This window comes from Nonomuraea sp. NPDC051941 (assembly GCF_044593615.1).
In genome coordinates, this window is record NZ_JBIUCF010000028.1 from 120,305 (window position 1) to 136,030 (window position 15,726).

At 70.9% G+C, this 15,726-nt stretch carries 13 protein-coding genes; 11 read left to right on the forward strand and 2 right to left on the reverse strand.

Annotated features, from left to right (window positions below; genetic code table 11):
* The first annotated feature begins 244 nt into the window (after nucleotides 1-244).
* Nucleotides 245-1,630 (forward strand): RNA-guided endonuclease InsQ/TnpB family protein, encoded by a 1,386-nt coding sequence (locus tag ACIHFD_RS38665; RefSeq protein ID WP_397371205.1) that lies wholly within the window; start codon nucleotides 245-247, stop codon nucleotides 1,628-1,630.
* Between the two features lie 33 nt (nucleotides 1,631-1,663).
* Here the strand turns inward: ACIHFD_RS38665 and ACIHFD_RS38670 are convergent, their stop codons facing one another.
* Nucleotides 1,664-3,022 carry an alpha/beta hydrolase family protein gene (locus tag ACIHFD_RS38670; protein ID WP_397371206.1) on the reverse strand — a complete coding sequence of 453 codons (1,359 nt, stop codon included), beginning with the start codon at nucleotides 3,020-3,022 and terminating at the stop codon, nucleotides 1,664-1,666.
* 322 nt (nucleotides 3,023-3,344) lie between these two features.
* Here ACIHFD_RS38670 and ACIHFD_RS38675 point away from each other — a divergent pair, with 322 nt between their 5' ends.
* Entirely contained in the window at nucleotides 3,345-3,926 is a 582-nt protein-coding gene (locus tag ACIHFD_RS38675) for a helix-turn-helix domain-containing protein (protein ID WP_350728303.1), read from the forward strand.
* Between the two features lie 341 nt (nucleotides 3,927-4,267).
* Here the strand turns inward: ACIHFD_RS38675 and ACIHFD_RS38680 are convergent, their stop codons facing one another.
* The gene (locus ACIHFD_RS38680) at nucleotides 4,268-9,286 is read right to left on the reverse strand and encodes an FtsK/SpoIIIE domain-containing protein (protein WP_397371207.1); all 5,019 of its coding nucleotides are present in this window, start codon (nucleotides 9,284-9,286) and stop codon (nucleotides 4,268-4,270) included.
* A gap of 535 nt (nucleotides 9,287-9,821) precedes the next feature.
* Here ACIHFD_RS38680 and ACIHFD_RS38685 point away from each other — a divergent pair.
* The 9 genes from ACIHFD_RS38685 to ACIHFD_RS38725 are packed head-to-tail and all read left to right on the forward strand — an operon-like array spanning nucleotide 9,822 to nucleotide 15,707.
* On the forward strand, nucleotides 9,822-10,493 hold the full coding sequence (locus ACIHFD_RS38685) for a hypothetical protein (RefSeq protein WP_350728305.1): 672 nt from the start codon (nucleotides 9,822-9,824) through the stop codon (nucleotides 10,491-10,493).
* Nucleotide 10,494: 1 nt separating this feature from the next.
* Nucleotides 10,495-11,211 (forward strand): hypothetical protein, encoded by a 717-nt coding sequence (locus tag ACIHFD_RS38690; protein WP_397371208.1) that lies wholly within the window; start codon nucleotides 10,495-10,497, stop codon nucleotides 11,209-11,211.
* Nucleotides 11,208-12,503 (forward strand): ATPase, T2SS/T4P/T4SS family, encoded by a 1,296-nt coding sequence (locus ACIHFD_RS38695; protein ID WP_350728307.1) that lies wholly within the window; start codon nucleotides 11,208-11,210, stop codon nucleotides 12,501-12,503. The genes ACIHFD_RS38690 and ACIHFD_RS38695 overlap by 4 nt, the downstream gene beginning before the upstream one ends.
* A gap of 4 nt (nucleotides 12,504-12,507) precedes the next feature.
* Entirely contained in the window at nucleotides 12,508-13,353 is an 846-nt protein-coding gene (locus ACIHFD_RS38700) for a type II secretion system F family protein (RefSeq protein ID WP_397371209.1), read from the forward strand.
* A complete protein-coding gene (locus ACIHFD_RS38705) occupies nucleotides 13,346-14,266 on the forward strand; it encodes a type II secretion system protein (protein ID WP_364243157.1) in 921 nt (306 codons plus the stop codon). Before ACIHFD_RS38700 ends, ACIHFD_RS38705 begins: the two co-directional genes overlap by 8 nt.
* Entirely contained in the window at nucleotides 14,266-14,496 is a 231-nt protein-coding gene (locus ACIHFD_RS38710) for a hypothetical protein (RefSeq protein WP_350728310.1), read from the forward strand. The genes ACIHFD_RS38705 and ACIHFD_RS38710 overlap by 1 nt, the downstream gene beginning before the upstream one ends.
* On the forward strand, nucleotides 14,483-14,911 hold the full coding sequence (locus ACIHFD_RS38715) for a TadE/TadG family type IV pilus assembly protein (protein WP_350728311.1): 429 nt from the start codon (nucleotides 14,483-14,485) through the stop codon (nucleotides 14,909-14,911). The genes ACIHFD_RS38710 and ACIHFD_RS38715 overlap by 14 nt, the downstream gene beginning before the upstream one ends.
* A complete protein-coding gene (locus tag ACIHFD_RS38720) occupies nucleotides 14,908-15,300 on the forward strand; it encodes a TadE/TadG family type IV pilus assembly protein (protein ID WP_357726163.1) in 393 nt (130 codons plus the stop codon). The genes ACIHFD_RS38715 and ACIHFD_RS38720 overlap by 4 nt, the downstream gene beginning before the upstream one ends.
* Nucleotides 15,297-15,707 (forward strand): flp pilus-assembly TadE/G-like family protein, encoded by a 411-nt coding sequence (locus tag ACIHFD_RS38725; protein WP_363962408.1) that lies wholly within the window; start codon nucleotides 15,297-15,299, stop codon nucleotides 15,705-15,707. The genes ACIHFD_RS38720 and ACIHFD_RS38725 overlap by 4 nt, the downstream gene beginning before the upstream one ends.
* Nucleotides 15,708-15,726: the final 19 nt, after the last annotated feature.

Consider the following 15,726-nt stretch of genomic DNA (forward strand, 5'->3'; position numbering starts at 1 on the left):
TCCACGCGGCTCAGACCGGCAGGTCCTGCTGCTCGATGGACTGGCGATGACGGTCAGCGGTGTCCCGCCGCAACTCCCGGCGACGTACGAACCGGAAGGTTAAGGACTTCATTTGAAGCGCGGCGTGGAGAACCGGTCGTTTGGGACGGGCAAAGCGGACCTACTTTAGAACACGCTATGGAAAGCTTCGGCGACGATGGGTAATATTTTCGATGGGTGATGACCATGTGACAGGAGGTGCGTAATGGCGATCCGCCGCTCCACCACCAACAAGCAGGACCTGCCGCCGGTGGTGCAACCGCAGCTCGCCGCCGCCCCGGCCCAGGAGCCTGGCCCGGACAAGCGGCGGTTCGGGCACCGCGCCCGGCTGGCGCTGACACCCGCCCAGGCCCGCCTCATCGACGACCAGGCGCACGCGGCCCGTGCATTGTGGAACCTGCTGCACGACTGGTGGACGATGCTGGCCAGACACCAGCGCACGCTGGGCGCGGCAGACGCTGCGATCCGGCAGGCCCGCCAGGACATCGATTGGCTCGCCGTGCTGCCCGCCCAGGCCGCGCAGGCCGTCCTCAAGACGTACTTCCAGGCGTGGAAGAACTGCTGGCAGGGCCGGGCCGCGGCGCCGACCTTCAAGGCCCGCTTCCGATCGGTGATGGCAGTGGACATCCCGCAGGGCCGGGACCTGCAGGTCGCGCGGGCGCACCGGCGCTGGGGCATGGTCAATATTCCCAAGGTCGGCCGGGTCCGGTTCCGCTGGACCAAGGACCTGCCCGTCGGCAAGAAGGCCGATGCCGGCAACCGGATCACCGGTGCCCGGCTGGTCAAGGACGCGCTCGGCTGGCACATCGCCTTCCGCATCCAGACCATCGCCCCCAAGCCCGAGCCCCACCAGGGGCCGGACGTCGGCATCGACGCCGGTGTGGCAGTGCCGCTGGCCCTGTCGGATGGCAACCATCACACCCACGAGAAATGGAAGGCCACCAAGGACAAGCCGAACGCCTGGCTGACCGACGACGAACAGGCCACGCTGCTCGCTCTGGAGCGGCGGGCGGCCCACCGCAAGAGCTTCCGCAAGCCGGGCGAGCGTACCTCGCGCCGGCTGCGGGTCACCTATGACCAGATCGCAAGCCTACGTGCAAGAGCCAAGCGCCGGGCGATCGACTGGCAGCACCAGACCACCACCGAGATCGCCCGCACCTACGGCGTCATCGTGGTGGAAGACCTGCCCATCACGAACATGACCAAGAGCGCCAAGGGCACCGTCGAGAACCCGGGGACGAACGTCGCGCAAAAGACCGGCCTGAACCGCTCCATCAGCCAGGAGGCCTGGGGCCGCACTGTGACGATGCTGACGTACAAGGCCGCACGCTATGGCGGCGCGCTGCACAAGGTTCCCGCTCCGGGCACCTCTCTGCGCTGCTCGGCCTGCGGGTTCACCACCCCGGGCAGCCGGGAGAGCCAGGCCGTGTTCGTGTGCAAGAACCCAGGCTGCGGCTGGTCCGGCAATGCCGACCACAACGCCGCCCGCAACACCTTGCATCTGTATCGGATGGGCCTTGCGCTCGTCCCGGCTGCCGGGAGGGCAGTCGTCAGGAGCGCTCGCCGCGTCAAGCCCGCCACCGCAAGGTAGGAGGGAATCTCCTCCGTCACGGAGGAGAACACTTCAAGGGAGGAGCAACCCCCAGTACAGCGCCCACGGAACGAACACGACGCCGCCCGCCATCAGCAGCCCGACCCGCACCCTCTCGCCGACCGGAGCGGACCGCGGCCACCGTACGAAGGTCAGGACGGTGCCCACGACGGTCGCGATCGCGAGAGCCTGGAGCGCGAGCCAGATGAGAGGCCGCTCCGCCACCAGAGGCCCCGGCGAGGCCAGCTTCCCGCCAGTCATGATCGAGTAGAACAGGTAGAGGAACGCGCCCACGACCACCGCGAGCCCACCGGCACTCACCAGCCACGCCCCCTTGACTGGCACCGCCTCACCCTGCCCCGCCCTGTCGACAGACGACCCCCCGCCGCGCCGCCGGACCCGGCGTACCAGGGCCACCACCGGATACCCCCCGAACGCGACCAGGAACAACACCAGCGCCGCGCCCTGAACGCCCGCCGACTCCCACCACTCGGCAGGCGGCACCGCCACAGTGTCGTCCGCCTGGACCGGCGCGGGCCCCGTCACCTGCGCCACGGGTGCCCGCCCCGAGGTCGCCTCTCCCACCCAACTGCCGACCAGCTCCGGATAGCCAGGAGCGAGCTCGGGCAGCCGTGTGACCCCACCGTCAGGCGTCCGATGAGCGGCATGATCGGCATCCGCGAAGAACCGGAACGTGTACTGCCGGTTTCCTCCCTTCTCCAAAGCCTTGGCGAAGATGGGCGGCGTCTCCTGGGGTGGCGTCAGCAGGTCGTGTACGCCCCAGATCCCGAGCACGGGCTGCCGCAGGCTCGCGATGACCGGTTCCGGATCGTAGTAGGGCTCGGGAAACATCCCGGCGTCCGTGATCACCCGGTACATCGTGGGCTCGGCCCGATCGACGAACGACCCGTGCACCCCCGCCTTCCGCAACCCTGCCGCCACTGCCCAGGCCTGCTGCCGTAGCGGTTGCAGCGCGTTGGCGCCCACTACGATCACGAACGAGATGTCCTTGGACCGCGACGCCGCCAGCGGCGCCACCCATCCACCCTCGCTGAGGCCCCAGATCCCGACCTTCGCCGGATCGACCCCCGGTTGCCGCCGCAGCGTCTGTACGGCCCCCAGGGCGTCGTCGGCCAGTTGCGAGTACGACCTCTCGAACAGCGAATACCCCTCGGAACGCTTGTCGTAGATCAGCACCGACAGCCCTTGGCGGGCGAACGCCACGGCCTCGCCCAGCAGCTTGTTCCGTTTCGTCCCGGTCCCCGCCCCGTGCACCAGCACAACCCCGGCCCGCCCGCTCTGTGCCCGCACCGGACTGATCACGCTGCCGTGCAGCACCAGCCCACCACTCCCTCGGAAGCTCACCTCGGCGGCCGTCAGGTCGTCGGGCACGTCCAGCCCTCCATCAGGCGCAGCACCGGAGCGTGCCCCGACTCCACCTCCGAGCTGCCCGGCCCCGAGTCCTCGCTCCCGGACGGCTTTTCCGGCGACGTGTTCGGCCGAGAGTCCGACCGCTAAGTGTTCCGAAGGAGTGCTGGACGCAGCGGGTCCCACGGAAGTGCCGAGCAGTGAAGAACCACCAGAGGGTCCGGCCGCCAGAAGCGCGGCGGCGACGACCGCAAGAATCTTTTGCATATCGCCGAACCTACTCTGCAGAGAAGTCTCGGCAAAGAGAAGTCTGCAGATATCGTTCGGGAGGACTACCCTCCTCCTCATGAAGGAGGACGAGACGAAGAACGACCACGAGCCGTTCATCCTCGACGACCCGGACAAGCTCAAGGCCCTGGCCCATCCCATGCGCCGCCGCATGCTGACCCACCTCAACATCCACGGCCCCGCCACCTCCACCACGTTGGGTGAGCTGCTCGGCGCCAAGACCGGCACCACGAGCTACCACCTGCGCCAGCTGGAGAAGTACGGCTTCATCGAGGAGATCCCCGAACGCTCGTCCGGCCGCGAACGCTGGTGGCGCCGCGCCGAGATCCCCAGGGACATGCGCTTTCCCAACCCCGACCAACTGGCCCCGGAGGACCGCGCGGTCCTGGGCGAGTTCCTGAGGGTCGGGTTCGAGGAGGACCGCGCCCTCATGGAACGCTTCCCGGCCGCCTACCGCGCCGACCCCGACTGGGCAAGGGGCTCAAGGGGCCTGGCCCGCATGACGAAGGAGGAACTGAACGAGTTCTACAACGCGTACATCGCGCTGCTCCTCAAGTACAGCCACCGGCCGGAGGACGCCCCTCCGGATGCCCGCCCCGTCTACGTCCGCTTCTTCACCCTCCCCGCCGACGAGCCCTGACCCCCACGCCCGACACAGCCCTCCACGTCGACGAGCCCTGGCGCATCCTCCACGGCCCGCGCAACCGCACGCGCCGACGAGCCCTAACACCCGCCCTTACACAACCCACGGCCCCACCTGGCGAGGGTCTGGGTACCCCCGCAGCGCCGTTCTGCTGAGGAACCGGGCGCACCCCCAACATCGCAAGGAGCCCTCTCACGGAGCACCACCATCACGCCGGGCACTACGACTGGATGCTTCCGGGGCGGATGTCTGTGACGGGCAGGTCCCGCCGGGCGCGGGGGTCGGTCTCGTAGCTGGTGGTCCCGAGGGTGGTAGGGCTGGCTATTCGGCTTCGTACGTCAGGCGTCGTCGGGGAGTGCCGCTTGGATGGGGGTGATGTTGCCCGTTCTCACCAGGAAGCCTCGGCCAGGGGGGCCGCCGACCGTTCCGCGGGGTAGGCGGATCGAGAAGATGTCGCCGTCGGCCTGGCTCTGGACGGCCAGCAGCACCCCGGTGCGGGCCTTGCGCGTCTCGGCGACGAACCCGCGATAGGCGACGGCCAGATCTCCGGTCGTGCCGGCGATCAGCAACCCGTGATCGCCGTCCCGGCCCGACCGGTGCACCTCCTCCAGCGCCATCCCCAACGGACCGTCCGCGTTGATCAACTCGGCGTCGTCCACCAGCACCACGTACTGCTGCAGCTCCGCGACCAGCTCCGTCAGGTTGGCGGCGTTGCCGTCCAGCACGGCCAGTGCGCCGTTCAGCTCCCTTAACGGGCTGCGTCTGGGAGCGACGGCGATGACAGGCGTGCCCTGGGCGATGAGTGAATGGGCGGCGGTCAGCAGGATGGACGAACGGCCGGAGCGGGACGGACCGGCGATCACGGCGCCGGGCCCGTGGGCCAGCAGGTCGAGCCCGAGCGGCGCCAAGGCGTCGCCGCCGGCACCGATCAGTGCCCACAGCGGGGACGGGGGCGTGAACGTGGCGTCCAGGGCGAGTGCTTGGGATGCCGTGACGCGCATGGGGAGGGCGTCCACCCGCAACGGGGGCTCGCCGTCCCACTGCCAGCCGCCCTGCCCGCTACCGGCGGACCGCCCGTGAGCGGGACCGGGACTCCGTCGAGGGCTCGCCGAATCCACCGTCGACGTGCGGGCCAGGCATTGGAACGCGGCGACCTGGGCCGGGCCCGACGGGTCGGAGGAGAGCAGCGCGATGTGGTGCTCCACGATGCCGTGCTCGCCCATCGAGAGCGCGCGGCCAGGCGGCATCGACGAGGGCAGGCCCTTGAGGGGGAAGCCCGCCAGGCCGTAGTCGGAGGAGTCCGAGAGGCGCAGGAGCAGCCGGTCGTCGAAGACCGTCGAGACCTGGCCGAGCAGGCCCGACCGGTCGCTGGTGACCACGGCCCTGAACCCGACCGCCGGGCCTTCGCGCATGAGCTGGAGCAGCGACTCGATCAGGCGGCCGTAGTCGTAGCTCTCGAAGGCGGCGACGAAGCCCTCCCAGCGATCGAGCATGAACACCAGCCAGGGCAGGCGGTGGCCGGCTTGGCGGTATTCGGCCAGAGAGGCGTGCCCGGCCTCGGCCAGGAGCTGCTGGCGGCGGCCGACCTCGGCACGCAGGCGGGTGAGCAGGCGTTCGACCCGGTCGATCTGGTCGCGGGTCACGACGGCGCCGCAGTGGGGCATTGTGACCAGGGGCAGGAGCGCCCCGGAGCCGCAGTCGACCGCGTGGACATGGACGTCTTCCGGGGAGGAGTGGGCCGCGATGGAGCCCGCGATCGTGCGTAGCGCCGTCGATCTGCCGGAGCGGGCGGCCCCCGCGATGAGCAGGTGGCCTCCGTGGGCCAGGTCCAGCGCGAGAGGGCTTCGGTCCTGCGCCCACGGACGGTCGGTCAGGCCGTAAGGCAGCGGTGGGACCTCGACGAACGCACCCGACGGGGATCCCGCGCCGTGGGGCTCCGGGCGGGAGGGGAAGTGGTCAGGTTGCGCCGCGGCCGGTAGAGCGCCTCCGGAGGGGCGGGGGGTCGATGGATGGAGATGGCCTGGGCCCGCTGGGTGAAGGGGCGTGGGGCGACCTATGGGTGGGTGTCCGGGGAGGCCGAGGGAAGGTTGGGCCGAGCCCTTCACGGAGACCTGGACGTGGTCATGGGCGGCGATCCCTGGAACGTGCCTGGAAGCGCCCTTTGTCGGGTTGGGAGGCGCCGTCTGTGGTGCGGGGGAGCCGGCGTTGGAAGGTGAGGATACGGTGGGCGCGGTCGCCGAGGGTGGCGTGGTGAGGGCCGGGAGATCCAGGACGAAGTGAGTGGGGAGGGGATCGAGCCAGGGACTGGGCTGGACGGGGACCGCGGTCAGGTGGGTGGCCTCGATCAGGGCGTCGGCGACCAGGGTCAGGTCGGTGACCGTCGAGTCCTCCTCCGGCTCCGGAGGGGGCGGCAGAGGTTTGCCCAGCGAGCGCCAGCTCACGTCGAGCACCCTGATGGCGGCGCCCGGCCCGGCGAGCGGGCCCGTCGAACCTGGCGCGGGGCTGCGGCCTCCTACCCTGGCCGTCTGTACGGCGGTCGCGGCCCCCACGCCGGAACGGACGTAGCAACGGCCGGGCGTCGACTTGGAGATGTGGGCGGCGTCCGGGAGGTCGATGACGTCGGAGGACTCCGCGGGCTCGGTCACGCGCAGGGCGATGCGCAACGACGTGTTCGCCTGGATGTCGGCCGTGACCACGCCCGCGGGGCGCTGCGTGGCCAGGATGAGGTGGATGCCCAGCGAGCGCCCACGGCGGGCGATGTCGACCAGGCCCGTGACGAAGTCGGGCAGCTCGGCCACCAGGGCGGCGAACTCGTCGATGATCAACACCAGGCGCGGCATGCCCGTGCCCGTGTAGTCCTCGATGTCCTTGGCCCCGGCAGCCGCCAGCAGGCGCTCTCTGCGGCGGATCTCGGCCGCCAGCGAGTCGAGGGCCCGCTGGGTCAGGTGGCCGTCGAGGTCGCTGACCATGCCGACCGTGTGCGGCAGGCGTACACACTCCTTGAAGGCGGCGCCGCCCTTGTAGTCGATCAGCACGAACGTGAGCTGGTCAGGCCGGTTGGCCACCGCCAGCGAGCAGATCAGCGTCTGCAGCAGCTCCGACTTGCCCGCGCCCGTGGTGCCGGCGATCAGGCCGTGGGGGCCGTCGAGCCTGAGGTCGACCGAGAACGGGCCCTCGGGGCCGATGCCGATCAGCGCGCTCGTGGAGCCCTGGGCCCGCCATCGCCCGGCCAGCTCCTGTCCGGACGGGCTGGGCATGCTCATCAGGTCGAGCAGGCGGACGGCGCCGGGGAGGTTGCCCGACGGGTCGTCCCTGCTCACGTCGCGGATGGGGGACAGGGCCCTGGCCAGCCGGTCGGACCAGGTGGGGGAGACGAGGTCGCCCAGGATCGGGCCGATGACGTCGAGGCCGCCGCCGCGCAGGCGTACGAGACCGTCCGTGCCGCACGCGGCCACGGTCTGGCACTCCTCGGGCAGCAGTCGCTGGTCGTCGTCGATGGCGAGCGTGAACACGCCTGAACGCGGGCCCTGGCGCAGCACCTGCGGCATGTTGGGCAGGCCGCGCAGCACCTGGGCGCCGTCGAGGATCACCAGGACGTCGTACGGGCGCACGTCGTACGAGGAGAAGGTGGGCTTCTCCGGGCCCCCGAGGTCGTCCCAGCCGGTGGGGATCTTGCCCAGCTCGGGGATCGCGGTGTTCTGGCGTTCGTCGATGAGGGCGGCGAGCTCGGAGACGCGGCGGGCGGCCGACTCGGGGTCGGTGCCGATCAGCGCCACGCACTCCTCGCCCGCGCGCGGCGTGCAGTGCGGGAGCCAGCGCATCCAGCCCCAGCGGTGTTCGCCGTCGGCGTGCGCGGACACGATCACGATGGCCAGGTCACGGGGGCTGTGCAGGGTCGCGGCCTGGGCGATCAGCCAGCTCGCGAGGCTGGTCGCCGCGGCGCGCGGGCCCGTGACGCCCGCCACGCCCAGCCTGCGCATGGGCAGCGCCACCGGAACGGAGTGGCACATCGGCGGATCGATGGGCCCGCCCTGCTCCTCCGACAGCTCCAGGTTGGCGGGCAGGTCGGCGAGCCCGACCCTGAGCCTGAGCGAGTCGGCGTCGTGGATCCGGCGCTCCCACAGCCGCCTGCGCGGCCCCGTGGCGGTGAGCAGCACCTGCGCCGGGTCGGGCGCGTCCGACCTGCGGGCGGCCTCGTCCGCCACCCTCGCCCGCTCGACGGCCTCGTCGTACGCCTGGAGCTGCTCGTTGTACTCCTTGAGCGCCTTTTTGTGCTGTTTCTTGCCATGGCGGCGGTCGCTCCACCACTGGCCGATCATGATGACCGGGGTCATGAGGGCGACGAGCAGGTAGTACGGCTGCTTCAGGGCGAACGCGAGCGTCACGCCGAGCACGGCGGGCAGGAGGGCGGCGAGCAGCTGGAGGCGCAGGCCTTCGTTCCTGGAGGGCTCCTTGGGTTTGACGAACTTGCGCTCGGGCTCGGAGCGCCGGAGCCTGGGCGGGCGGTTGTAGGACACGCCGCCCTCGCTCCTGGGCGCCAGATGCGCGTCTTTGGGCTCGATCGACGTCAGCACGAACACCGACGAACCACACGTGAGCACGGCCTGGTCGGGCCATTCGGTCCGCTCCGTGAGCGGACGGCCGTCGAGCTCGGGCACCTCGCCGTAGTCGGCGGCCAGCTCGGCCGCCTCCCGCTCCGCGACCCGGGCCGTGAGCTCGGCGACCTCCTCGGCCCACCGGCCCTTGAGCTTCAGCCTGGGCGCCTCGCCGGGCGGCCGCCCGGCGCGCTCGATGGTGATCGCGTCCGGCGTCACGCGTACGGTCACCGCCTCCGGGGCGAGGACGGGGTCGGCGGTGGTCATGGCGCACATCGGGTCGGAGCCGATGACGTGCACGCCCAGGCCCAGCCGATGTACGGCGCCGGCCGCCGGGCCGCCCACCACGCGCACCTCGGCCACCCCGCCCGGCTCCTCGATGAGGGTTTCGCGGGCGAGCGCGGGGTCCAGCGTGATCTTGTCGCCGTCGCGCAGCACGGCGGCGGCCCGGGCGCGGGGATCGAGCGGGCGGCCGTCACGCCACAGGGCCGGCGCCGCTCCCGCTCCTGCGGCGCTCGGCTGCGCCGTGACCGCCTGTGTCGCGGTGCGCTCCGGCCGGCGGGGGTGTGGCACGTGGGCGCCGGTGTCCTCGGGGGTCGACATTCCGTAGGGGGCTCGTGCTTTGGGCAGGCGGACGACCTTCGCCAGCGGCCCGTGATCGTTGAGCGCCTCGCTCACCCTCGCCACTGTGGCGCCGTCGTCGCCGTCGATCACGACGTCACGGTCGCCCTGCCCGCCGAGCACGGTGAGCATGATCCGCATGATGCCGTCTCCTCGCTCGGACCTCGGGCGCCCAAAGGTAGCGCCCGAAGCGAGGGTAGGCGGGTTGGTTGACGGCAATGGCATGGCCGGCTGGTGCTGGGGATGAGCTCGTGTTGGGGCTCCCGATGGCTGTGGATAACCGGTCTCCGCTCTTTGGCGGGGGTGGGTGGCTTGGTCGGGGCGGTGGGTGTCGGGGGCGCGGTGTATGGGATTGGTGTCCGTTTGGTTAGGTCGCGGGGCGTTGCGTCCAGCCGTGGGCGTGGTTGGGCGATTGGTGTCGTCGGGCCGGGTGGAATAGGGGCTTGGGGTGGGTGGGGGTAATGGGAGTGAATGGTGTGGTGGGTGTTATTGGGGTGGTGGCTAGCCGGAGAAATGGTTGTTCGTCAACTCGGTAGAAAGAATCGGCATCGATTATTCGGCATTGGCGTCCCGTCACCTGCGAAACAAGCATGGGTCCTCGCATTCCGCCCCCGCGCCCCCTCCCCGCCCCACATAATGGCGGCAATTCCACGATTCAATTGGGAGCCCCCCACCCATGAGGACCAGTGAAAAGCCTGCCGTCAACGCGGCGGCGGGGTTGTCCGGCCCGGCCTCGCGCAAGCTCCCCGTGCCCCCTCGCGAACGCAAGCCGGCCCTCGCCGCCCTTGCCGTTCTGCTGATCCTGGGCGGCGCGCTGGCCACGACCCTGCTCGTGCTGCGCAGCGGCGACCGCGTCTCCGCGATCCGGGTGACGCAGCAGGTCGGCGCGGGCCAGAAGTTCACCGAGCAGATGCTGGAAGAGGTCCAGATCGCGGCCGACAGCGGCATCGACTACGTGAGCTGGTCGGAGCGGGGCAAGGTGGAAAACAGCTTCGCGACCGTCACGGTCCTGCCCGGCACGCTGTTCACGAGCCGGATGGGAGTCAAGCAGAGCAGCGAGCTGGGCCCGGGAAAGGCGACCGTCGGATTGGCCCTCAAGCCAGGGCAAATGCCCGCCGGAGTGGAAGCGGGTGACCGGGTCCAGGTGATATATGTGCCCAGCCGTTCGGCCCAGGGGCAAACGCGGGTGCTGGCGGAAAGCGCTCTCGTGTTCTCGGTGGGCGACAAGTCGAGGACGGCGAATTCCGGCCAGATCACGGTAATAGTGGATTCATCAGCGTCGCCGGAAATTGTGGCGTTCGCCTCCAGCGGCGAGATCGCGGTGGCCGAGCTACCGGGGGCACGCTGACGTGGCGCTGATCGTACTGGCCGCCGACAAGGGCGCGCCGGGTGTGACGACTGCGGCGACCGCCCTGGCGGCGGTGTGGCCGCGCCCCGTGCTGCTGGCCGAATGCGACCCGGCGGGCGGTGACCTCGCCTACCGGCTCCCGGCCGCCGACGGCGGCGTCCTGAACCCCGGCAAGGGCCTGCTCACCCTCGGCGCCACGGCGCGGCGCGGGCTCGAGCCCGCCCAGATCCACCAGCACACGCAGAAGATCGTCGGCGGTCTCGACGTGCTGGTCGGGCTCACGCACGGCGAGCAGGCCGCCGGGCTCACCTGGCTGTGGGGCCCATTGGGCAGGGCGCTCGCCAGCATCCCGAACGCCGACGTGATCGCCGACTGCGGCCGCCTCGGCGCGCACGCGCAGCTCGGCGACCTGCTCGCCGAGGCCGAGCAGGTCGTGCTGCTCACCAGGGCCACCCTCGACCACGTCGCCCACCTGCGCGAACGCCTCCAGATCACCAAGGCGCACGGCGTCGCCGTGATCGCCGACCCGCGTAACTACCGCGCCTCCATCGACGACGTACGCAGGATCGTCGGCCCGGCCGTCCAGTACGTGTACGGCCTCGCGCACGACCCCAAGGGCGCCGAGCTGCTGCGCGGCCAGTGGGGCGGACGGCTCGACCGGTCCCTGCTCATCCGCACCGCGAGAGACCTGGCGGGAAGGCTGGTGAGCCACCGATGATCGATCACTCGCTGGTCAAGCGCTTCCGCCAGGAGGTCGGCGACCGCCTGGCCCACCAGCGCCGGCTCGACCAGGCCAACGGCCTGCCCCCGATGACGGGGGAGGACGAGCGCCAGTTCGCCCGGGCGCTGATCTCCCAGGTCCTGGAGGAGCACGCCCGCAACGAGATCGGCCTCGGCCGCACGCCCCCCACGGTCGAGGAGGAAGAGGCGCTCGCGGCCGGCATCCACGCCGCGCTGTTCGGCGTGGGCAGGCTGCAGCCGCTGCTCGACGACCCCCAGGTCGAGAACATCGACATCAACGGCTGCGACAGGGTGTTCGTCAGCTACGCCGACGGCCAGGAGCTCATGCACGACCCGGTCGCCGAGTCCGACGACGAGCTGATCGAGCTCATCCAGATCCTGGCGGCGTACTCGGGCCTGTCGAGCAGGCCCTTCGACACCGCCAACCCGCAGCTCGACCTGCGCCTCCCCGACGGCTCCAGGCTGAGCGCCGTCATGGACGTCACCGTCAGGCCGGCGGTCTCGATCCGTCGTGCCCGCCTCGGCAAGGTCTTCCTGTCCGACTTGGCAGGCAACGGCACGATAAGTCGGGACATATCGAGGTTCTTGACGGCCGCCGTCGCCGCCCGCAAGAACATCATGATCGCCGGATCCACCAACGCCGGCAAGACCACCCTGCTGCGGGCCCTGGCCAACGAGATCCAGCCCACCGAGCGCCTCATCACCGTCGAACGAGCCCTGGAGCTGGGCCTCGACCAGTTCCCCGAGCTCCACCCCAACGTCGTCGCCTTCGAGCAGCGCCTGCCCAACTCCGAGGGCCAGGGCGAGATCTCCATGGCCGAGCTGGTCAGACGCTCCCTCCGCATGAACCCCAGCCGCGTCATCGTCGGCGAGGTCCTCGGCGACGAGATCGTCACCATGCTCAACGCGATGACCCAGGGCAACGACGGCTCCCTGTCGACCATCCACGCCAACTCCAGCATGGAGGTCTTCAACCGCATCTCCACCTACGCCCTGCAGGCCAGCGAGCGCCTGCCCATCGACGCGACCCACATGCTCATCGCGGGCGCCATCGACTTCGTCGTCTTCATCACGAAGCGCAACGACTACCACGTCGGCGGCACCCTGCGCCGCTACGTCTCCAGCATCCGCGAGGTCAACGGCTGCGACGGCCGCGTCCTGTCGAGCGAGGTGTTCGTGCCGGGCCCCGACGGCACCGCCGTCCCGCACGCGCCGGTCTCCTGCCTGGACGAGCTCGCCGCCCACGGCTACCTGCCGGGAGGGTGGTGACGAGGTGATCTTCGACCCGTTCGCGCTGCTGACCGGAGCGATCATAGGCGGCGGCCTGTTCCTGTTCTTCATCTCCCTGTACGGCATGCGCCCCCGCCCGCCCCAGCCCAAGCGCCACCTGCTCAAGATGCTGACCACCCGCACCGCGATAGCCGCGGTCGCGGCCGGGCTCGTCCTGATCATCACCGGCTGGCCGGTCATGGCGGTGGGCACGGTGCTGCTCGTGTTCGCCTGGCGCGGCCTGTCGGGCGGGGCCGCCGAGGAGCGCGCCGCCATGCGCCGGCTCGAAGGGCTCGCCGCCTGGACCGAGTCCCTGCGTGACACGATCGCCGGGGCAGCCGGGCTCGAACAGGCCATCCCGTCGTCCATCAGGGCCGCCGCGCCCATGCTCAGGCCACACCTGCGCGCCATGATCGACCGGCTGCACACGAGGATGGCGCTGCCGGAGGCGCTGGCGCTGTTCGCCGACGAGCTCGACGACCCGTCGGCCGACCTCGTGGTGGCCGCGCTCATCCTCAACTCCCGGCTGCGCGGCCCCGGCCTGCGCGACGTGCTGGGCGCGCTGGCCGTCTCGGCCCGCGAGGAGCTCGACATGCGCCGCCGGGTCGAGGCCGAACGCCGCTCGACCAGGCGCAGCGTCCAGATCGTGGTGATCACCGCGCTCGTCTTCGCCGGGCTCCTCATCCTGTTCAACCCCTCCTACGTGGCCGAGTACGAGGGTCTGCTGGGCCAGGCCGTGCTCGTGGTGGTCGCGGGGCTGTTCGGAGCGGGGTTCGCCTGGATGAGGCGGCTGGCCAGGTTCGACAAGCCGACCCGGCTGCTCATGGGAGGAGGCGGCGGCGATGGTTGAGGGCGCGCTGGGCGGAGCCGTATTAGGGCTCGGCCTGTTCGTGCTGCTGCGGGCGCTCTTCCCGGCCCGCCCGGGGCTGGTGGCGCGGCTGCTCGCGCTCGACGCCGTGCGCGAGGACGCGGGAGCTCCGAGCATCCAGCTCCTGCTGCCCGAGGAGGAGGTCAGCGCGTTCCGCCGCGGCCTGGGCGCCCGCCTGGCCCGCCTGTACGCGGCCCGCGGCTGGGAGGTCAGGTCGATCAAGGCGGACCTGGCGCTGCTCGGCCGCTCGTTCGAGGCGTTCCTGGCCGGCAAGGTGCTCCTGGCGGCCAGCGGCCTGCTGGCCTTCCCGCTGCTGCTCGGCTGGCTGGTGCTCATGGAGTGGGGCACCTCGCTCGCCATCCCGTTCTGGGCCGCCGTGCTCGTCGCTCTGCTGTTCTTCTTCCTGCCCGACCTCCAGATACGCAAGGACGCGGCGGCCAGGCGGCGTGACTTCCGCCATGTGGTCGGCGCGTTCCTCGACCTCGTCTCCATGAACCTGGCCGGCGGCCGCGGCGTCCCCGAGGCCCTCATGATGGCCGTCTCGGTCAGCGGCGAGCAGCCCAACTGGGCGATGGGCCGCATCCGCGACGCGCTCAGCGGCGCCAGGATCGTCGGCATCACCCCATGGCAGGCGCTCGGCCAGCTCGGCGAGGAGATCAACATCGACGAGCTGCGCGACCTGTCCGCCGCGCTCGGCCTGGTGGCCGACGACGGCGCCAAAGTACGCGCGTCGCTGACGGCGAGGGCCGCGACGCTGCGCCGCCGCGAGCTGGCGGAGATCGAGGGCAGGGCCGGCGAGCGGTCGCAGTCGATGCTCGTGGCCCAGCTGCTGCTCTGCGCCGGTTTCGTGATCTTTCTCAGTTTTCCCGCCGCTATGAAGATGTTGGGGTCCTGATGAACCATCCCTGGATCGTTTACCTCACCGCGTACCTGGGTGTCCGCATCCAGCGCGCCCGCACCGCCCCCACCCGCGGGGCCTCCGCCGTCGAGTGGGTGATCATCACCGCCATCATCGCCGGTGTCGCGCTCGGGTTGGCCACCTTGATCAAGTCGCTGGTCGAAGGAAGGCAGAACGATCTCCAAGGCACCTTCGGCGGTGGCGGTGACACCGGTGGTAATCCGTAGGAGGGGCGAGCGGGGCGCGACGGTGATCGAGCTGGCCATCCTCATGCCGATCATCCTGGCGGTCGCGCTGCTCATCGTGCAGGTGGCGCTCTGGTTCCACGCCCGCCAGGTCGCGGAGGCCGCCGCCCAGGAGGGCGCGCGCGTGGCCAGGGCGGCGCCGTTCGACTCCGGTGACTGGCCGGGCCAGGCCACCGCCAAGGCCACCGACATCATCCAGGCCGTCGGCCCGAAGCTGCTCCAGAGCGCCAAGGCCACGACGTCCGAGAAGGAACCGGACGAGCGCTTCGTCACCGTGACCGGCAGCGCCGTACAGGTCATCCCGCTGCTGCCCGAGCTGACGTTCACGATCACCGCCACCGCGGGCGGGCCGGTCGAGTGCTTCCGCCCGGACAACGGCGGCGGGGACTGCTCGTGAGGCGGGCGGAGCGCGGCTCCATGGCCGTGGAGACGGTGATGCTGGCCCCGCTCTTCCTGCTGTTCCTCATGTTCCTGGCGGGAGCGGGGGTGCTGGTGGAGTCGCAGGGGCGGGTCAACGGGGCGGCCAGGGACGCGGCCCGGGCCGCGTCGGTGCAGCGCACGCTCGACGACGCCGAGGCCGCGGCCAAGGCCATCGCCGACAGCACGCTGACCGGGCCCTGCGGGTCACCGTCCGTGTCGCTGGACGGCTCCGCTTGGGAGCAGGGCGGCCAGGTCCAGGCCGAGGTGAGCTGCGAGCTGGACCTCGGATTCCTGGGGTTCGGCGGCGTCAAGCGGATGACCGGCACGGCGGTGGTGCCGATCGAGCAGTTCAGGAGGGTCGAATGAGGGAGCGGGGGTCGATGTCGGTGTTCACCGTGCTGTTCTCCGTCGTCGTGTTCCTGCTGGCCGGGCTCCTCGTGGACGGCGGCGCGGCGATCAACGCCCGGCTGCGCGCGGCCGACGTGGCCGAGCAGGCCGCGCGGGCCGGCGCCGACGAGATCGACGTCGACCATCTGCGCTCCACCGGCCAGACCCGGCTGCTCGGCGAGGACCAGGTGTGCGCCAGGGCCGACGAGATCGTCGCCGCGCAGGGCGGCGAGGGTGTGACCCGCGGCGAGTGCACCGTCGGCCAGGGGCAGGCACAGGTGACGGTCACCGTGTCGGTGTCCTGGAAGGCGTTCTTCCTGAGCGCGATCGGCTTTCCCGGCACCGAGATGACCGGCCGGGCCGTCGCCGCGCCCGAAGCGAGATAGACCGAAACTCACCGGTCGA

Excerpts from the sequence above, each read along its gene's own strand:
- ACIHFD_RS38665 (WP_397371205.1), top strand. The coding sequence starts at position 245 with ATGGCGATCCGCCGCTCCACCACCAACAAGCAGGACCTGCCGCCGGTG.
- ACIHFD_RS38675 (WP_350728303.1), top strand. The coding sequence starts at position 3,345 with ATGAAGGAGGACGAGACGAAGAACGACCACGAGCCGTTCATCCTCGAC.
- ACIHFD_RS38680 (WP_397371207.1), bottom strand. The coding sequence starts at position 9,286 with ATGCGGATCATGCTCACCGTGCTCGGCGGGCAGGGCGACCGTGACGTC.
- ACIHFD_RS38685 (WP_350728305.1), top strand. The coding sequence starts at position 9,822 with ATGAGGACCAGTGAAAAGCCTGCCGTCAACGCGGCGGCGGGGTTGTCC.
- ACIHFD_RS38695 (WP_350728307.1), top strand. The coding sequence starts at position 11,208 with ATGATCGATCACTCGCTGGTCAAGCGCTTCCGCCAGGAGGTCGGCGAC.
- ACIHFD_RS38705 (WP_364243157.1), top strand. The coding sequence starts at position 13,346 with ATGGTTGAGGGCGCGCTGGGCGGAGCCGTATTAGGGCTCGGCCTGTTC.
- ACIHFD_RS38710 (WP_350728310.1), top strand. The coding sequence starts at position 14,266 with ATGAACCATCCCTGGATCGTTTACCTCACCGCGTACCTGGGTGTCCGC.
- ACIHFD_RS38725 (WP_363962408.1), top strand. The coding sequence starts at position 15,297 with ATGAGGGAGCGGGGGTCGATGTCGGTGTTCACCGTGCTGTTCTCCGTC.